The sequence below is a fragment of the Autumnicola edwardsiae genome, assembly GCF_031846505.1.
In the GTDB taxonomy this organism is placed as follows: domain Bacteria; phylum Bacteroidota; class Bacteroidia; order Flavobacteriales; family Flavobacteriaceae; genus Autumnicola; species Autumnicola edwardsiae.
Genome location: NZ_JAVRHP010000217.1, coordinates 1 through 1,786 on the forward strand (window position 1 = coordinate 1; position 1,786 = coordinate 1,786).

Here is a 1,786-nt window from a genome sequence, read left to right on the forward strand (position 1 = left end):
CTTTCGCAGCGATTTGACTTTCGTAAACAAATCGATTATTCACTTAAAGCGAGAGGCTATGCAGACTTCAAAAACTTTTAATATTCATTTTTGGCTTAATTCAGTTAAAAAAAAGAATGATTTAGCACCAATTTATGCCCGAATTACGGTTGATGGAAAACGTGCTGAAATCAGTTTAAAACGCTCTATATCGGTTACCTACTGGGATACCCGTTCCAAACGTGCGAATTGGAGGGTTCCGGCTGGGAAAGCCCTGAATGCCTATTTAGACCAGGTCTATGCCGATTTATTAACCTGTCATAAACAACTTCTAGCCGAATCCAAATACGTGACAGCTCAGGCCATTAAAGCAAGGTATCTCGGGGAGGACGAACAACATAAAACTTTGCTTCAATTGGTTTCTTATCATAATAAGAATATGGTTTCAATACTGAAACACGGAACCTTAAAAAATTATTTCACCACGGAACGCTATATTAAACGATACCTAAAGATTAAATTAAAAACCAATGATATCTTTCTAAAACAACTATCCTATAAATTTATCATTGACTTTGAGCAATTTCTTCGTAATGGGAAATCTATTAATGATGCACAACCGCTTCGTAACAACGGGGTGATGAAGCATGTGGAGCGCTTAAAGAAGCTGACGAAGCTAGCTCTTCGATGGGAATGGATTGAAAAAGATCCTTTTTTGAGATTCTCTTTAAAGTTCAAAAAGCATGAACGCACATTTTTATCCCAAACTGAACTTGAAATTCTTGAATCTGCTGAGCTTCCTAAAGAGATACACCAAAAAACTAGGGATATATTTGTCTTTGCTTGCTATACCGGCTTGTCTTATATAGATGTAAAACTTTTAAGCGATAATCATATTGTGAGAGGGATTGATGGTGATTATTGGATTTTTTCAAAGAGAGAAAAGACTGATGAACCTTTAAAGATCCCATTGCTGGAAAAACCTTTGAAAATTTTGAAAAATATGATCAGGAATTTCATGGTCAGGATAAGTTGCTGCCTGTATTTTCAAACCAGAAGATAAATGAGTATTTGAAAGAAATCGCTACTGAACTCAAAATCAAGAAGAGACTTTCTTTTCATGCAGCAAGACATACTTTTGCCACGACAGTGACACTTTCTAATGGAGTTCCAATTGAAACGGTATCTAAATTACTCGGACATTCTAAACTTGCTACAACCCAGATTTATGCGAAAGTCTTAGAACAAAAATTATCTGGTGATATGAAATTGTTGAGAGCTAGATTGAATGATTTAAATATGGAGTCTAGAAATAAGAAGGGAACGGCATGAAAAATTTAAAAGATTGCTTTTATAAGTTAATATTTTAGTGAACTTTTTTAAATTCAATATAACGAACTGTTCATTCCGGTCTGCACATTCCCCTGCATTCCGCGGAAAGCTTCATTTGGGAAAAGAGCTTCCCTTAATTGTCTTGGACATCCTCCTCAATTTTTTTATTTCGCTGCCCGATCCGATACACCGGATCGGCAAACTTGTCCTGAGTAAAGTCGGAAGACTGCATTCTCACCCAAAATTGTGGAGACGTCCGCCTAAACCCGAATTCCATTTAATCATTTGGTGCAGCTTCCTATGTTTATTGTACTTCACAAAAGCTTTTAGACTTACCTCCGCACCATCGCGGTTATTACCTTTTTATGCCAGCAAAATACCAACATTTGGAAGTTGAACGGACTGCATAACCGGTCGTGCCTCCCTTTTATAAGGCCTTATCAATTCCAAATGTTGAAACTGTATCAGCAACAAA

At 36.8% G+C, this 1,786-nt stretch carries 2 protein-coding genes; both read left to right on the forward strand.

The window, feature by feature from the left end; translation table 11 throughout:
* A partial coding sequence (locus RM529_RS17135) for a phage integrase SAM-like domain-containing protein (protein WP_311485966.1) occupies nt 1-1,042 on the forward strand: 1,042 nt, incomplete at its 5' end.
* An 8-nt stretch (nt 1,043-1,050) separates the two neighbouring features.
* Entirely contained in the window at nt 1,051-1,311 is a 261-nt protein-coding gene (locus RM529_RS17140) for a tyrosine-type recombinase/integrase (protein ID WP_311485967.1), read from the forward strand.
* The last annotated feature ends 475 nt before the right edge of the window (nt 1,312-1,786 follow it).